The organism is Phytobacter sp. V91, from assembly GCF_965644225.1.
Classification (GTDB): domain Bacteria; phylum Pseudomonadota; class Gammaproteobacteria; order Enterobacterales; family Enterobacteriaceae; genus CBFFRJ01.
In genome coordinates this window covers 18,490-33,615 of the sequence record NZ_CBFFRJ010000053.1, presented here as the reverse complement: position 1 = coordinate 33,615, position 15,126 = coordinate 18,490, and the positions used below count along the sequence as shown (strand labels likewise).

The window sequence follows — 15,126 nt, the reverse complement described above, 5'->3', positions numbered from 1 at the left end:
TCCATAAATTAACCTGCTTTTGATGTTGGATTGAACATATCAAAATCAGGCAATTACACAATTTTATGTACAGGCTCACCATCAGCACTCCTTCCTCATTAGCTCTCAGTTCATTGTTCCAGAAACGGATGACTTCCCATCCCATCGCATTCAGGAATGCCGTTCTACGCCCATCATAGTCATCATTATCCTGATGCTGCCCTCCATCCAGTTCAACAATCAGCTTCGCTTTAAAACAGGCGAAGTCGGCAAAATAGGGCCCAACTGGCATTTGTCGACGAAATTTATAATCGTAAAAACGCCGACCCCTGAGCAAATACCAGAGGCGGGTTTCTTCGAGGGTCATATCAGCGCGGAGTTGTTTTGCTTTTTCCATTCCCCCACTTTGCCAGCTAATTTCTTAGCTGGCTGAACGTGAGGCAAAATCCTGGAGCAGGCTTCAGGGCTCTTCGGCGAGGAACAGCCCCAGCAGGGAGTTTAAAAACAGCTTGCCGTGCTCGGTTATCTGCCAGTACTGCTCGCACTCGGTGAGATAACCCTGGGCTAATGCGGCATCGAGCTGTGGGCGGATCACGCTCTCATCAAGCCCGGTAAACAGCGTGAATTCAGCGCGCGGGGCCGCTTCCAGCAAGCGGAAACGGTTCATAAAGAACTCGAATGGCTTATCTTCAGTCGCCACATCATGCTGGCGCTCCAGATAACGCCCCTGCATATAACCGCGTGGGTGGCGGGTCTTCGCGGTACGTAAAATCCGCCCGTCCGGGAAGGTCACTTTGCCATGCGCGCCGCAGCCGATGCCGAGGTAATCGCCAAAGCGCCAGTAGTTGAGGTTGTGCTGGCACTGATACCCAGGTTTGGCATAGGCCGAGGTTTCGTACTGCTGATAGCCAGCCGCAGTAAGCAACTGATGACCGCGTTCGAAAATATCCCATAACGCATCGTCGTCCGGTAACACTGGCGGGCGCGAACCAAACAGCGTGTTGGGTTCGATGGTGAGCTGATACCAGGACAGATGGGGCGGGTTCAGTTCAATCGCCTGACGTAAATCGTCCAGCGCTTCATCCAGCGACTGATCCGGCAGGCCGTGCATCAAATCCAGGTTAAAGCTGCGTAACCCCAGACCCGTTGCCAGATGAGCCGCGCGTTTGGCCTCATCCGGGCCGTGAATACGCCCAAGCTTCTGCAACTTCGGCTCACTGAAACTCTGTACGCCGATGGAAATACGGTTCACCCCGGCGCGCTGGTAATCGACAAAGCGATCGGCTTCAACGGTCCCAGAGTTTGCTTCCATCGTAATTTCCGCATCTGCTGCCAGATTGAGACGCGCACGCACGCCATCGAGCAGGGTCTGCATCGCCGGGCCGGAGAGCAGGCTCGGCGTACCGCCACCAATAAAGATGGTCTTTACTTCACGCCCTTGCGCGTAAGGGACATCGATATCCAGATCGGCCAGCAGATGCTGCACATAGTCATCGTGCGGCACCTCGCCTTTCAGCGCGTGGGAATTGAAATCGCAGTACGGGCATTTCTGCACGCACCACGGAATGTGAATATAAAGACTTAAAGGCGGCAAATTAGCCATTACGTAATGCTTCCAGTAACAGTTTCAGCGCCTGCCCACGGTGGGAGATGGCGCTCTTTTCTTCGCGGGTCAGTTCGGCGGCTGTTTTACCTTCCGTCGGCACAAAGAAAATCGGATCGTAACCAAACCCGCCCTGGCCTGCAGGTGTACGGGTAATAACGCCAGGCCAGCTGCCATGACAGACCAGCGGTGTCGGGTCTTCGGCGTGACGCATATAAACCAGCACGCAGTGGAACCGGGCCTGACGCTTATCGTCCGGCACGTTCTGCAAGGCGGTCAGCAGCTTTTGCAGATTGGCTTCGTCGCTCGCATCCACCCCGGAGTAACGTGCGGAGTAGATCCCCGGTGCCCCGCCCAGCGCGTCAACGGCCAGACCCGAGTCATCGGCAATGGCTGGCAGGCCGGTCACCTGTGCGGCATGACGCGCTTTGAGGATCGCGTTTTCGATAAAAGTCAGCCCGGTCTCTTCGGCGGACTCAACGCCCAGTTCAGTTTGCGCCACGATATCCAGACCGAAATCATTCAGCAGCGAGGCAAGCTCGCGCACTTTACCGGGATTACCGGTGGCGAGAACAACTTTTTGCATAATGGATCCTAATTAATCAGGGCCGTAAGGGCCGAAGGAATCTGTTGCGGATGGGTAATTTTGACCTGTTTATGGCGGCCCAGTTCGCCTTTTTCAATCAGCACCTGGTTTTTAGCCACCCGAAACTGTTTGGCGAGAAATTTGACCAGATGGGCATTAGCCTGCCCATCGACCGGTGGGGCAGTGATGGCGACTTTTAACTCGTCGCCATGCAGTCCGACAATGGTATCCCGGCTGGCCTTCGGCTGAATATACAGCCGCAGTACCAGCCCGTCGTCACAGGAAGTGACGGCACTCACGCCCAGTTCCAGATATAAGCCAACGGAACGATGGTATTCGCCAGCAGCTCCATCACGCCCATGTTGATGACATACATCAACAGCACCAGAATCATCGGCGAAAAATCAATGCCGCCCATCGAGGGAAGGAGGCGACGGATCGGGCGCAGCAGCGGTTCCGTCAGCTGCAACAGCACGTATTCTACCGGGCTACGGCCCTGGCTTACCCAACTCATAATGGCCATGGCCAGCAGCACCCAGAAAATCAGCGAGCCGACGGTTTTAAGGATTATCAGCACTGCCGCCAGGGCGATAAACACGCCGTCCATGGTGACGTACGGGTTTAAGAACACTTTTATGGCGCAAAGCACCAGCGCAATCAGCAGCGATGCGCTGTCAATTGGCCCCATTGAAGGCAGGATGCGCCGCAGTGGGCCAACTATCGGCTGGGTGACCTTCACAATAAACTGCGAGAACGGGTTATAGAAATCACAGCGCGCCCACTGCATCCAGATGCGCAGCAGCAGTACCATGGTGTAAGCCTGGATAAGCAGTGAAAGGAGAGTGGACAACGTATTCATGGCGTTCCTCAGGTTTCCTTAGTTTTTTGTGTAATCGCGCGCGCCAAAAATGGCCGTTCCGATGCGCACCATGGTGCTACCTGCCGCAATCGCGGCTTCCATATCGTCAGACATTCCCAGAGAAAGGGTGTCAACGCTGGGGTAACGTACCTTAAGCGCGTCAAATGCGACAGCCATTTGACGGGCCAAGGCAAATTGCTGGTCGTAGCTGGCGGCTGGCGCCGGGATCGCCATCAAACCACGCAGGCAGATACCCGGTAATTCAACCACCTGGGCTGCCAGCGCATCCAGTTCGGCAAGGTCGATACCGGATTTACTCTGTTCATCGCTGATATTGACCTGAATCAGCACGTTCAGCGGCGGCAGTTCTGCCGGGCGCTGTTCGCTTAAGCGGCTGGCGATTTTGAGACGGTCAACGGTATGGCACCAGTCAAAATGCTCAGCCACCAGCCTGCTTTTGTTGGATTGCAGCGGGCCAATAAAGTGCCATTGCATGCCTTCCACGCCCTGCTGGCGGAAATGAAGGATTTTATCGACGCCTTCCTGCACGTAGTTTTCGCCAAACGCCCGATGACCGGCCTCGAATGCTTGTACGACGGCGCTCGCAGGTTTGGTTTTACTGACCGCAAGCAGCGTAATTTCTTCTGGAGCACGGCCGCAAGTTGTTGCTGCGGCTAAGATTTTGGCCCGGACCTGTGCCAGGTTATGCGCTATATCGTTCATATTCCCAGGATGGCTTTATGGATATGGAAAAAATAGTGGAGCTTAGTGTAAAGCATAACGTCTCGGATCTACACCTGTGCGATTGCCAGGCGCCGCGTTGGCGCAGGCAAGGGCGGCTGGAAATCGCCCCTTTTGAGCCTCCGGATATCAGCACGCTGCTGGTCACCCATTTAACCGAGGTTCAGCAACATCAGTTACGAACGGCCGGGCAGGCGGATTTTGCCCTGACCACCCCGAGCCAGCAGAGGCTTCGGGCCAGCGTCTTTCGCCATCAACGGGGCGTCTCACTGGCTTTGCGTCTGCTGCCAACGCGCTGCCCGACACTCAGCGAGCTTGAGGTTCCTGCGGCATTTACGCAACTGCTGACGCGCGAGCATGGCCTTATTCTGGTGACCGGAGCCACCGGCAGCGGTAAGTCCACGACCCTTGCGGCGGTGGTGAGCCACTATAATCAGCATCTCGACGGGCATATTTTGACCCTTGAAGATCCGGTGGAGTTTATCCACACCAGCGAGCGCTGTCTGATCCAGCAACGGGAAATTGGCCCACACTGCGTCTCTTTTGCCGCAGGCCTGCGGGGCGCATTGCGCGAAGATCCTGACGTCATTTTACTGGGTGAACTGCGTGACAGCGAAACCATTCGTCTGGCGCTGACGGCGGCAGAAACCGGTCATCTGGTACTGGCAACCCTGCACACCCGGGGCGCGCACCAGGCCATTGAACGACTGGTGGATACCTTTCCTGCCGAGGAGAAAGACCCGGTGCGCAGCCAGCTTGCCGGGAGCCTACAGGCGGTGCTGGCCCAGCGGCTTGAGGCAGATACGCAGGGCGGGCGTGTGGCGCTGTTTGAGCTGTTGATTAATACCCCGGCGGTGGCCAATCTTATCCGTGAAGGAAAAACGCACCAGCTACCCGGCGTGCTACAAACCGGGCAGCAGGTGGGGATGCAGACCTTTGCCCAGAGTCTCCAGCACCGGCAGGCCCAGGGGCGGCTTTAGCTGATGTTCAGCGAGTAGATCGCGGGCAGCGCTCCGGCGGTGGCCAGAATCTCCAGGCGTACTTCGCGCGCCGTAACGGGGACGGGCAGCCGGTGTTCGCAGACCGAGTGGTGATTGCGGGTCACTTCTGCAAGCAACGTCTCATCGGCCCACAGGCGGTAGTGGGTGATGCAGTGGGGAGTGACCGGCAGGAAGTGGCCCATCTGCACGGTTTCCATCGCATTGTCGAAATCGTTGTCCTGTACCAGCGTCAGGATGGAGACGCGTTGAGGGGCGCGCCACTGCCAGCGCAAAGTGGGCAGTGGATCATCAGCGGCGGGCACCCAGGCGTTAGTTTGCTGTTCCGGGCGCAGGCGGCCATTAAGGAGATTGTCCGGGCAATAGCAGCGCAGAGGCTGGCTAAAGTTAAGTGCGGGCATGACCTGATGAGGGCGGCGGCGCGGTAGCCAGAAATCGAACTCATCAGCGCCGTAATCGCCGTCGACAATCTGGCGGGTGTGTTTCGCCACGCGGGCATTCAGGCTGTTGAAAACGGTCATGATGCCGGGCAGTTGGGTATCCGTTAGCGCTATCTCAACATTCGGCTGGGCATCAAAGGCGAGGAACATATACTGGTCGTGATCGCTTTGCCTGGTGAAACTGAAGCTGTAATCCTGCTCGCCTTCCACCTCCAGGGTACAGCTGTCGAACTGTTCTTCGGGGGTGAAGTTGCCGGCATGATGGCTTGTGAGCAGCGAACAGGTCAGCGATTGCCGGGAGGATGAGCGCAGGCGTACGGTTATCTCACCGGGCGATTTACCTGCCTGTACCGGCAGCAAAACCGCCATCCGTTCACTCAGCGAATGCCACTGACCGTTGAGGGCCAGTGAGCTGAGGATGTATTGGCTACTGGCGGTGACGGTTGCCCCCTGCGCCGGGTTATCCAGCCACTGGCGGGGAATATAGCAGCCCCGGGCCTGGAGTTGCTGTTGCAGCAACTTGACCTGTTCACGCTGCGCCAGCTGTGCAGGCGTCAGTTGCCGGGTTTTACACAATGCCGCCGCCTGGCCAACCACTTCGCCGAGCAGACCGCAGGTGCACATGACGCGGGCGCTGCCGAAAGCCACATGGGAGGCGGAAATCAGTCTGCCGGTCAGAAAGAGATTATCCAGTGAGCGGCTGTAGAGGCTACGCAGGGGAATGGTATAAGTGCCTTTGCTGTGAAACTGGCGGCAGCCATCATGGGTACTGTAGACCCCGTCTGCCGGATGCAGGTCAATCGACCAGCCGCCATAGGCTACGGCATCGTAGTGGTCGCGCTGTTCGATGATGTCCTGCTGGCATAACAAATGGTCGCCCATAAAGCGGCGGCTTTCACGTTTACCGGGAATGGCGCCAACCCATTCGATGGTCATGTTGGCGGCTTCGGGGAATTCGCCGGAGTTTTTGATGTGGTCCCATACCCCCCAGACGATTTTCCACAGCTCCCATTTGATCTCCTCACTCTGATGAACGGTATCCAGCCGCCCCCCCCATTCCAGCCACCACAGGTCGCAGCCGTTGAGGGTCGACGTCAGGCGTTTATAACGAGGAATGGCGGTAATGTCCTGCAAGGCGAATGAGGGCGGGACAAAATTGACCGGGCCTGGCGTGTGTTTGGTGTAGAAGTAAATTGAATGCCCAAGTTTATGGCCGAAGTTATCGCCTGGGGCCATTTTCTCGCCCAGTTCCTCAGGCTCTTCTGCCCCTTCCCGATACTCTGCCCCCGCCAGAAAGCCAAGCACACCGTCACCGGTGGCATCGCAAAACTGGTCGGCATTCACGATGTAGAAGGTCTCGTTGATGGCGTTAAAGGCACTGACCTGGCTCAGGGTGCGCTGCGTTTTTTCCAGCGCGTAAATCGTGGTATTGAGCAGCAATGTCAGGCCTGGCTGGCTTTTGGCCATGTCCAGTAGCACCAGGTCAAACATCACCGGGTTACCTTCTTTATTGCGCCACAGGTTCTCTTCGAGTATCTCGCCCATGATCCCGCCTTCGCGGGCCCAACGATTATTGTTGCCCATATGCGAGGTGGCCCCGTTCGCCCACAGGCGAACTTCGCTTGAAGCATTACCGCCAAGGACGGGCCTGTCCTGGATAAGCACGACCTGCAATCCTTCACGTGCTGCGGCAAGGGCAGCGCACAGTCCTGCCAGCCCCCCACCGGCGACCACAAGGTCAGCGTTTAGCTGCTTTGAAGGAAAGGTTCTCGTTCCGGTTTGCGGATAGATATTCATACCTTGTATCCTTGTTTCCTGACGGTAAAATTGACGTTCAAGTCATCTGCGAGATCCTGTATGTCCTCACAACCGAACCAAAGCCTGATTGATGGTATTCGCTGCCTGCAATACCTGGTCTCCAGCGGCCGTGCCATCGGCTGTCGCGAGCTGGCGCGACTGATGGGGATCAACACCACGCGGGTCAATCGTCTGCTGATGACCATGGCCTCCATCGGCCTGACCATGCAGGATGAGCAACGTCGCTATCTGCCGGGGCCTGGTATTCACGCCCTGGCTGCCCAGGCGATCCGCGGCTCTGCGCTTTTTTCCCAGGCTTTGCCCCTGCTGGAAAATTTCGCCCCCAAAGACATCGTGGTGGCGATGGGCGTGCTCTGGGAAGATCAGGTCATCTATATCTATCACTCTGAACCCGGCACTCAGGTCACCCAGGCGCTGGCGGGTTTTCATATGCTGCCCGCATGGCAATCGGTGATCGGTATGTCACTGCTTGCAGCTGAAAGCGATGAAGAGCTGCAAAAGCGTTTTGTGGATGAGCAGTGGCAGCAACTGGCACCTCATATTGCCCAGCAACGTGAGCAGGGACGCGTGGTCTGGCATCACGATGACGGCGAAGTGTCGATGGCCAAACCCCTTGGCGCTCATTCAGCGGCGCTGGCCTTTGCCGGAATGTGGCAGGTGGACAATAAGGTCATCGATGAACGCTTAAGCGAGTTGCATACCCTGGCACGACGACTGACGCAGAAATCCTGAGTCACGACACTTGATTTGTTTCTTTTATAGAAACAATCATGGAAATGCAAAAAAATCGGCTCAAAAATGTGAGCGCGATCGGTAGAACGTATCTGTTATTGCGCAGAAGAGAAGGGCTGAGTGAACTCAGCCCGGGCTGTCAGAGGTGCTGTTCGAAGTAGCTTTCGAGAATGATGACCGCAGAAGCTGAGTCAATACTGCCTTTGTTCAGGGCCCGGAAACCACCCTGTTCAAACAGGCCAGCACGTGCTTCAACGGTGCTAAGACGCTCATCATGCAGCGTCACCGCCACGCCGAAACGACCATGAAGACGATTGGCAAACTTGCGCGCACGGGCGGTGAGCGGCTGCTCGCTGCCGTCCATATTCAGAGGCAGGCCGACGATAACGGCTTCCGGCTGCCACTCTTTTAATAACCTGTCTATCTGATTCCAGTCAGGAGTGCCATCCTGCGCCTTAAGCGCACTGAGCGGGCGGGCGGTGCCGGTAATGCGCTGCCCGATGGCAACGCCAATGCTTTTGGTGCCAAAATCAAACGCCAGTAAGGTTCCGCTCATCAGGCATGCCCCGCAACACCGGGCATTGTCGAAATGTCGATGCCAATCAGTTTCGCGGCTTCCCGCCAGCGATCGGCAATCGGCGTCTTAAACAGAATGTTCAAATCTGCCGGAGCGGTCAGCCAGGCATTATCGAGAATTTCCTGCTCAAGCTGACCCTTTTCCCATGACGAGTAACCGAGCGCGACCAGTATCTCTTTTGGTTGCCTGGCGGTACCCATCGTTTCCAGCACATCACGGGAGGTGGTGATAATGGTGTTATCGGAGACGCGAATGCTGGAGGCGAAATTATTCGGCGGCGTATGCAGGATAAACCCGCGATCTTCAGCCAGCGGGCCGCCCAGTAACACGGGCTTATCCAGGCGAATGGCCGGATCCCTGTCTTCGGGGGTAATTTTCAGTTTCTCCAGAACACCCTCAACTTTAAGGTTTTCAAGAGGTTTATTGATAACCAACCCCATGGCCCCATCGTCGTTGTATTCGCAGATATAAACCACGGAACGGCGAAACAGCGGATCCTGGAGAGCAGGCATGGCAATAAGAAAGTGATGCTGTAAATTCATTGTCAGAGGTTCTGTTTCCTGGTTCAAAAAAGCGGCAGTTCAGTATGCGGGGAAAGCGACACGCTGTCACTGCCAGACTTTAGGGGGGAATGAAACTGCGGGTTCCCTCCCGCGATAGCCGTCATATTTCGGGTAGCGATATACCCTAAATATGACGGGTATAAGTGTTATTTCGCCAGCCGGGCCTCGATGGCATCCATCAGCATACCGGTGATGGAGATGGGGAACTCTGCTTCAATCTCGCGCACGCAGGTTGGGCTGGTTACGTTAATTTCCGTCAGACGATCGCCGATGATATCCAGACCAACGAAAATAAGGCCTTTCTCTTTCAGAACCGGGGCAACACGACGGGCAATCGCCCAGTCGCTTTCGGTCAGCGGACGTGGTTCGCCGCGACCGCCTGCCGCCAGGTTGCCACGGGTTTCCCCCCCCTGCGGGATACGCGCCAGGCAATAAGGCACCGGCTCGCCATCCACAACCAGCACGCGCTTGTCGCCGTCTTTGATGGCTGGCAGATAGTTCTGCGCCATACAGTAACGGTTACCCAAATCGGTCAGGGTTTCGGTTATCACACCCAGGTTAGGATCGCTCTCTTTAACGCGGAAGATAGAGGCGCCGCCCATGCCGTCCAGCGGCTTAAGGATGATATCTTTGTGCTTCTGCCAGAAGGCTTTGATCTGCGCTTTATTGCGGGTGACCAGCGTTTCCGGGGTCAGTTCCGGGAACCAGGCGGTGAACAATTTTTCGTTACAGTCGCGCAGGCTCTGCGGTTTGTTGACGATCAGCGTACCTTTCTCTTCGGCGCGCTCAAGGATGTAGGTGGCGTAGATAAATTCGGTATCGAACGGCGGATCCTTACGCATCAGCACGGCGTCCAGTGAGGCGAGTTCAATATCCTGCTCGCTACCAAACTCGTACCATTTGTCGTAGTTCTGCTCGACGCTGAGCAGGCGAGTACGCGCCCGGGCCTCACCGTTGATCAGGTAAAGATCGGCCATTTCCATATAGTGCAGTTCATAGCCGCGACGCTGCGCTTCGAGCAGCATGGCAAAGCTGGTGTCTTTTTTGATATTAATCTGCGCGATGGGGTCCATCACGATGCCGAGCTTAATCATTATGCTTCTCCGTTTAACCTAAATCGCCGAAACGTACCTGCAATGCGGTGATGGCGGTCAGGGCAGTTGTCTCAGTGCGCAATACGCGGGGTCCCAACAGAATATCAGTAAACTGGTAACGTGCGGTCATGGCAATTTCGTCGGCGGTCAGTCCGCCTTCCGGGCCAATCAGCAAACGCACCCGCTCAACCGGCAACGGCAGCGTGTTAATGCTCTGGCTGGCGCGAGGGTGAAGATTAAGCTTAAGACCGCTCTCTTCCTCTGCACACCAGTCTTGCAAATCCATTGCCGGACGAATTTCCGGAATACGGTTGCGACCACACTGTTCACAGGCGGCGATGGCGATTTTCTGCCACTGCGCGAGCTTTTTATTCAGACGCTCGGCATCCAGTTTAACGCCACAGCGTTCGGAAAAAAGTGGCGTAATGAGGCTTACACCCAGTTCAATCGATTTCTGGATGGTGAATTCCATTTTTTCGCCGCGGGACATCACCTGGCCCAGATGAATATGCAGCGGAGATTCATGGTCATCGACTTCCCCGTGGGTAATTCTGACCAGCACGCTTTTTTTATCCGCCCGGGTAATTTCACCGTCAAACACCTGATTCGAACCGTCGAAAAGCTGAATGGCCTGGCCCTGGTTCATCCGCAGTACGCGACCAACATGATTGGCTGCGTCTTCAGACAGCGCGACTTCAGTGCCAGTGGTAATGGATTCGGGATGATAAATACGGGGAATGCGCATAGTTCAGATTTCCGTGTGGTTTGCTCCCTCTCCCTTGCAGGGAGAGGGGCGGGGTGAGGGTCAATGCACCCCTAAAAGTAACAATTGCCGCTAGTGTAGGTTAGCTCTTTCGCGCCATGCAAGCGCGCTGCACGTAAGGATTGTGGTTGCCCTGAACTTTGGCGATACGGTCATCGCGGGTACATTCCCAGTCGGTGACCGGATAAAGCTTGTCCCAGGCCGTAAACAACTGCGTCTGCTGGCGAGAAAGGTTGAGCTGATACTGGTCGCGCATATAGAAGTAGGTACGGGCGATCGACCCGCGGGCGCTGGCTGGGGGCTCGGCGAGTTTTGCTTTAAAGTCGATTTTCATTTCACAGCGACCATACTGACCTTCGCCGCCGTTCCACTGACCGTACATAAAGTTGCCGCGATCGCCATTCACTTCACCGACCGCCGGTTGCAGGTTGTGCATATCGCTTTCAATCTTGCGGTAGACCGGATCTTTGGCGCAGTTTTTACGCCCTCCGTCCTGCCAGCACTGGCGCTGGTGGCCAAACTGCCAGGCGGGCACTACATGCTCCCATTCGATGCGGCTGGCGCGGTTTTCATTTTTGCGTACCTGGTAGCCGCAGGCGGCGAGATCCACCACGCCTTTTTTTCCCTGCCACTGGATTTTACACCCGCAGTAAAAATCGCCCGGTACGTCGGCATTTACCTTAACGCCCGCCGCTTTGGCTTGTGAGAAGCTATTGATACCCTCAGCCGATGCCGGAACGGCTATGAGTATCAACAGTAATGAGAAGATGATGCGTAACATGGTGCACTCCCGGTCAATTGAAGTGCGCAACGTAACGGATGCGCTGACAGGATGCAATCAGTTGGTGTGAGAAAAGGTTCTTAATGATTCATGTAATTAACGTTCGGCAACCAGTGTTTCGCCGCAGTGCACGCAGCGATAAGTCGCCTCACCACGCATAACACGATTGTGTCTGCGGACGGTTAGCTGGTGCTGCTGGCATTTACAGCGGTAAGGGAACGTATTACGCCGAACCGACTCCAGCTCGAACTGGTGGGTGCGTCGGGCGGGAACACCCAGCACGCTCTCCATCATCCATTTCCACTCTTTGCCATGGGGCGGCACGCGGCCAAAATGCTTCCATACCAACAGGTGCGCCAGCTCATGGGGTACGACTTCATCGATAAACGCCTGCTCATTTTCGACCAACAAAACCGGGTTGAGGCGAATTTCCCAGTGATTAAGCCAGGCAGTACCGGCAGCGGTGCCGCGCTGCTGATACACCAGCTTCGGCAGTGGATAATTTCTTTCCAGTTTGCTGTTCGCGAGGGCAAGCTTTTCCCGCAGGCTGCGCATGATGGCCTGCTGAGTTGCGATGGGGAGACGGGTGGTTTTCATACCGGCAGAGGATAGGGCGCGATGCGGGGGAGTGCAAGAGAAAGCCTCGCCTTACCGGGGCGAGGCTTTCTGTAACCTACAGCGACTCCAGGAAGGCCAGCAGATCGTTGTTCAACTGATCCTGATGGGTGACAGCGAAGCCGTGCGGCGCGTTGTCATATACCTTCAGCTGCGCGCCACGGATCATCTCTGCCGCCACTTTACCCGTGGTTGCAAACGGCACGATCTGGTCGTTACTGCCGTGGATCACCAGCGTCGGCACGTCGACTTTCGCCATATCCGGGCGGAAATCGGTCTCGCCAAAGGCCGTCACGCAGTCAATGGTTCCTTTGAGTGAGGCCAGCAGCGCGATGTTCAGCGTCTGGGTCAGCACCCCCTGAGAAACGGTCTGCCCGGCATTGATGCCGTAGAACGGCGTGGCGAAATCGCTGATAAACTGCGCGCGATCCTGGCGCAGCCCATTGCGAATGCCTTCGAACACGCTCATGTCGACGCCCTGCGGGTAGTCAGCCGTTTTACCGAAAATTGGCGTCACCGCACCCAGCAGCACCAGCGCCCTGACGCGGGCGCTGCCGTAGCGGCCGATATAGCGGGAGACGTCGCCGCCGCCCATGGAGAAGCCCACCAGCGTCACATCCTTAAGATCAAGCGTGGTGATGAGATCGTTGATGTCGGAAGCGAAGGTATCGTAGTTGTAGCCGTTCCACGGCTGATCGGAACGACCAAAACCACGACGGTCAAAGGCAATCACGCGGTAGCCGCGCTCGGCCAGGAAGTTGAGTTGACTGTCCCACATATCGCCATCCAGCGGCCAGCCATGGCTGAACAATACCGGTTTGCCGGTGCCCCAGTCTTTGTAATAAATCTGCGTACCGTCCTGCGTTTTAATGGTGCTCATTGCTGAATCCTCACTGTTGCTTTGCCTGGATTGCCAGGAAGAGTGCTTACATTATGGGTGCTATCAGATAGCGTGCTTTGGGGAGAGCGTCTCCCCGGTGGAAAGCCTGCACTTTGCTCTGGATCAGCAGGTCATTCACCGTATGCCGCTCCAGCTGGCGCAGATGCTCAATCCAGCTGCCGACCACGAAAGATTCCACGAATACGCCGGGGCGCTGAATGTCTTCATAAACGGACCAGCTTAGCGCCCCTCCGCGCACGCGCACGCGGCGAATTTCCTGCACGCAGATGACAAATTCCGCCACGTCTTGCGGGTCAATCACATAGTCGTACATCACCATGACAGGCCCACGTTCATGGGAAATGTCGAGTGACTGCGCGTGGCTGTCGATGTCACGAATATCCAGATTCAGGTCGGGATCTTTGTTCAGCTTCCAGCGCAGCGCAGTCAGGCTCGCCAGCAGCATGCCCACCGTCGCCACGCATAACGACGCCGGAATACCGAAGTGCGAAGCCAACTGGCCCCAGATGGCGCTGCCCAGCGTCATGGCGCCAAAAAAGACCGTCAGATAAACCGCCAGCGCCCGCGCCTTCACCCATTTCGCGGCGCTGCGCTGTGCGCCGACGTTGAGCGTGGAGAGCACCGCAATCCAGGCAAAACCGGTCAGAAACTCAAACGCGTTGAGCAGCCAGAAGTGACGGACAAAGGCCAGCGCCAGCATGCTGACGGCAAAGATCGCGCTGTTAAGCACCATCAGCCTGTCGGGATCAAAATGTTTGCGCAGACGCGGCAGCGCAATGGCGCCACAAATGGCGCCCAGTCCGATACAGGCCAGCATTATCCCGTAACCGCCGGGGCCAAGGCCAAGCTCACGGCGAGCGACCAGCGGCAGCAGCGCCCAGCCTGCGCTGGCGAAGGTGAAGAAGGCGACGGTACGCACCAGCACGTTTCTGAGCACCGGGGCGGCATGCACATAGCGCAGCCCGGCACGCACGGCTGAGAAGAAGTGCTCCGGCGGCAGACGTTGAATTGAGGGTTCTGCTTTCCAGCGCCACAGCACCCAGGTCACGCCCAGCACCGACAGGGCGTTGAGGGCGAACACCACCCAGGGACCGGCAAAGGAGAGCACCAGACCGCCCAACGCCGGGCCAATGGCGCGGCTGATATTAATGCCGAGCGAGTTAAGCGCAATGGCGGGAGCCAGCTCATGTTTTTCCACCAGATCCGGCACGATGGCCTGAAACTGCGGTGAACTCATGGCGGCGACCGCGCTTAACAGGAAGGCTGCAATCAACAGCACCACGGGTGTAACGAGTCCGGCAAACGAGAGCAGGGTTAACCCGGCGGCGGCAATAAACACCCATAGCTGAGAAAACAGCAGGTATTTTCGCCTATCGACGATGTCCGCCATCACCCCGGAGGGGAGGGCGAAAAGAAACATCGGCAGGCTGCTCGCCGCCTGGACCAGCGCGACGGCGAGCGGGTCGGCGCTCAGCGTCAGCATGGTCCAGTTGACTCCCACATCGTTCATCCATGAACCAATGTTGGAAACCACCGTGGCAATCCACAGCATACGAAACACCGGCTGGCGCAGAGGCTGCCAGGAGGAGGTGCTGACTGGCGCGGCGCTCACTCCTTCTGACGCAACCTGCGACGATGCCGTCTGGATATCATTGACTTGCGCCATGTCTGAGCTCCTGTTCCCCATATACGCTAACGCGCCATTTACCCGCTCCGGTCAGCGCCAGGGTGGTAAAGATGATGAGCAGCAGCCAGCCGAATTGCCCTTCAGCGATGCTCCACTGCGGATGCACTACCAGCATCGCCACCAGCAGCACGCCAATAATCGGCAAACAGGCCAGCCGGGTGCCGATACCGAGGATGATGAAGACCGGGCACACCACTTCGGCCAAAATGGCGGGCAGCAGGCTCATCCAGGGGCCGAAGCCAAAGGGATCTTCGATTTTTGTCAGCTCTTCACTGAAGTTCAGCACCTTCGGCAGCCCGTGCACATAGAGAAGCAGCAGGCTGCCGGTGAGGCGCAGGAAGAACAGCCCCGCATCAATTCGGGGCAGCAGAGATTTTGAATTTTTCATA

Annotated in this window: 18 protein-coding genes; 2 read left to right on the top strand and 16 right to left on the bottom strand. The window is 56.7% G+C overall.

Annotated features, from left to right (window positions below; genetic code table 11):
* The 6 genes from ACSZO4_RS12845 to ACSZO4_RS12820 form a co-directional block, all read right to left on the bottom strand.
* The coding region (locus ACSZO4_RS12845) for an endonuclease domain-containing protein (RefSeq protein ID WP_437889364.1) at positions 1-376 on the bottom strand (376 nt) is incomplete at its 3' end.
* Between the two features lie 63 nt (positions 377-439).
* Positions 440-1,582: a radical SAM family heme chaperone HemW gene (hemW, locus tag ACSZO4_RS12840; RefSeq protein ID WP_437889363.1), complete on the bottom strand. Its 1,143-nt coding sequence runs from the start codon at positions 1,580-1,582 to the stop codon at positions 440-442.
* Positions 1,575-2,168, bottom strand: coding sequence for an XTP/dITP diphosphatase (locus tag ACSZO4_RS12835; RefSeq protein ID WP_437889362.1), 594 nt, complete (start codon positions 2,166-2,168; stop codon positions 1,575-1,577). The genes hemW and ACSZO4_RS12835 overlap by 8 nt, the downstream gene beginning before the upstream one ends.
* An 8-nt stretch (positions 2,169-2,176) precedes the next feature.
* Entirely contained in the window at positions 2,177-2,467 is a 291-nt protein-coding gene (yggU, locus tag ACSZO4_RS12830; protein ID WP_437889361.1) for a DUF167 family protein YggU, read from the bottom strand.
* Entirely contained in the window at positions 2,464-3,027 is a 564-nt protein-coding gene (locus ACSZO4_RS12825; protein ID WP_437889360.1) for a YggT family protein, read from the bottom strand. The genes yggU and ACSZO4_RS12825 overlap by 4 nt, the downstream gene beginning before the upstream one ends.
* Positions 3,028-3,045: 18 nt before the next feature.
* A complete protein-coding gene (locus tag ACSZO4_RS12820; protein ID WP_437889359.1) occupies positions 3,046-3,750 on the bottom strand; it encodes a YggS family pyridoxal phosphate-dependent enzyme in 705 nt (234 codons plus the stop codon).
* A gap of 17 nt (positions 3,751-3,767) precedes the next feature.
* On the opposite strand from ACSZO4_RS12820, the gene ACSZO4_RS12815 reads away from it, so the two are divergent.
* On the top strand, positions 3,768-4,748 hold the full coding sequence (locus ACSZO4_RS12815; RefSeq protein WP_437889358.1) for a type IV pilus twitching motility protein PilT: 981 nt from the start codon (positions 3,768-3,770) through the stop codon (positions 4,746-4,748).
* On the opposite strand, the gene ACSZO4_RS12810 is transcribed toward ACSZO4_RS12815, so the two are convergent.
* Positions 4,745-7,003 (bottom strand): FAD-dependent oxidoreductase, encoded by a 2,259-nt coding sequence (locus ACSZO4_RS12810; RefSeq protein WP_437889357.1) that lies wholly within the window; start codon positions 7,001-7,003, stop codon positions 4,745-4,747. The two genes, ACSZO4_RS12815 and ACSZO4_RS12810, sit on opposite strands and share 4 nt — an antisense overlap.
* A 60-nt stretch (positions 7,004-7,063) precedes the next feature.
* Between ACSZO4_RS12810 and ACSZO4_RS12805 the strand changes: the two genes are divergently transcribed.
* A complete protein-coding gene (locus ACSZO4_RS12805) occupies positions 7,064-7,756 on the top strand; it encodes an IclR family transcriptional regulator domain-containing protein (protein WP_437889356.1) in 693 nt (230 codons plus the stop codon).
* A gap of 139 nt (positions 7,757-7,895) precedes the next feature.
* On the opposite strand, the gene ruvX is transcribed toward ACSZO4_RS12805, so the two are convergent.
* The 9 genes from ruvX to ACSZO4_RS12760 form a co-directional block, all read right to left on the bottom strand.
* Positions 7,896-8,312, bottom strand: a complete 417-nt coding sequence (ruvX, locus tag ACSZO4_RS12800; RefSeq protein ID WP_437889355.1) for a Holliday junction resolvase RuvX — start codon at positions 8,310-8,312, stop codon at positions 7,896-7,898.
* Positions 8,312-8,875, bottom strand: coding sequence for a YqgE/AlgH family protein (locus ACSZO4_RS12795; RefSeq protein ID WP_437889354.1), 564 nt, complete (start codon positions 8,873-8,875; stop codon positions 8,312-8,314). Before ACSZO4_RS12795 ends, ruvX begins: the two co-directional genes overlap by 1 nt.
* Positions 8,876-9,042: 167 nt before the next feature.
* Positions 9,043-9,990, bottom strand: a complete 948-nt coding sequence (gene gshB / locus ACSZO4_RS12790) for a glutathione synthase (protein WP_437889353.1) — start codon at positions 9,988-9,990, stop codon at positions 9,043-9,045.
* Between the two features lie 13 nt (positions 9,991-10,003).
* Positions 10,004-10,735, bottom strand: coding sequence for a 16S rRNA (uracil(1498)-N(3))-methyltransferase (rsmE, locus tag ACSZO4_RS12785; protein ID WP_437889352.1), 732 nt, complete (start codon positions 10,733-10,735; stop codon positions 10,004-10,006).
* Positions 10,736-10,835: 100 nt separating this feature from the next.
* Complete coding sequence (endA, locus tag ACSZO4_RS12780; protein WP_437889351.1) at positions 10,836-11,534, bottom strand: deoxyribonuclease I; 699 nt, start codon at positions 11,532-11,534, stop codon at positions 10,836-10,838.
* Positions 11,535-11,630: 96 nt separating this feature from the next.
* Positions 11,631-12,131, bottom strand: coding sequence for a SprT family zinc-dependent metalloprotease (locus tag ACSZO4_RS12775; RefSeq protein ID WP_437889350.1), 501 nt, complete (start codon positions 12,129-12,131; stop codon positions 11,631-11,633).
* Between the two features lie 76 nt (positions 12,132-12,207).
* Positions 12,208-13,029 carry an alpha/beta fold hydrolase gene (locus ACSZO4_RS12770; RefSeq protein WP_437889349.1) on the bottom strand — a complete coding sequence of 274 codons (822 nt, stop codon included), beginning with the start codon at positions 13,027-13,029 and terminating at the stop codon, positions 12,208-12,210.
* A gap of 46 nt (positions 13,030-13,075) precedes the next feature.
* A complete protein-coding gene (locus tag ACSZO4_RS12765; protein WP_437889348.1) occupies positions 13,076-14,716 on the bottom strand; it encodes an MFS transporter in 1,641 nt (546 codons plus the stop codon).
* On the bottom strand, positions 14,700-15,125 hold the full coding sequence (locus ACSZO4_RS12760) for a DoxX family protein (protein ID WP_437889347.1): 426 nt from the start codon (positions 15,123-15,125) through the stop codon (positions 14,700-14,702). Before ACSZO4_RS12760 ends, ACSZO4_RS12765 begins: the two co-directional genes overlap by 17 nt.
* Position 15,126 lies beyond the last annotated feature (1 nt).